This is a genomic window from Winogradskyella sp. A3E31 (assembly GCF_046720935.1).
Lineage (GTDB): Bacteria > Bacteroidota > Bacteroidia > Flavobacteriales > Flavobacteriaceae > Winogradskyella.
In genome coordinates, this window is sequence record NZ_JBHNWH010000027.1 from 1 (window position 1) to 977 (window position 977).

The 977-nt window shown below is 44.5% G+C and carries 1 pseudogene; it reads left to right on the forward strand.

Annotation, left to right across the window (positions count from 1 at the left end):
- A pseudogene (locus tag ACFEMA_RS14705) lies at positions 1-977 on the forward strand (hypothetical protein); the annotation flags it as partial.

A 977-nucleotide genomic window follows, 5' to 3' on the forward strand; every position in this document is an offset into this window, starting at 1 on the left:
ACCTGGACTTATGATGATGGCAATGGAAATACATCAACTCAAAATCAAACGGTAACAGTAGATGATACTCAAGATCCTACAGCATCTAATCCTGCGGATATTAATGTACAGTGTCTTGCTGATGTGCCTGCTGCTAATACCGCTGTCGTGACTGACGAGGCAGACAACTGCGGAACGGCGACTGTAACCTTTATATCACAGACTGCTAATCCAGCTGTAAATGACGGAACGATTACTAGAACATATCGTGTGGATGATGGCAATGGAAATACCATTGATGTCTATCAGGATATTGTGATTGATGATACTCAGGCACCTGTGGCTAATGTGGCTTCTTTGGCTACCGTTAATGGTCAATGTAGTGCTTCGGTCTCTGCTCCTACCGCTACAGATAACTGTGCTGGAGCTATTACTGGTACAACTTCTGATCCAACGTCTTATTCAGCCCAAGGAACTTATACCATTACATGGACTTATGATGATGGTAATGGAAACACCTCGACACAAAACCAAACGGTAACAGTGGATGATACTACTGACCCAACGGCTTCAAACCCTGCGGATATTAATGTACAGTGTCTTGCTGATGTGCCTGCTGCTAATCCTGCTGTCGTTACTGACGAGGCGGACAACTGCGGGACGGCGACTGTAACCTTTATATCACAGACTGCTAACCCGGCTGTGAATGACGGAACGATTACTAGAACATATCGTGTGGATGATGGCAATGGAAATACCATTGACGTTTATCAGGATATTGTGATTGATGATACTCAGGCACCGGTAGCCAATGTGGCTTCTTTGCCTACTATTACTGGTCAATGTAGTGCTTCGGTCTCTGCTCCTACGGCAACCGATAACTGTGCCGGGACTATTACAGGAACAACTTCTGATCCAACGTCTTATTCAGCCCAAGGTACTTATACCATTACCTGGACTTATGATGATGGCAATGGAAATACATCAACTCAAAATCA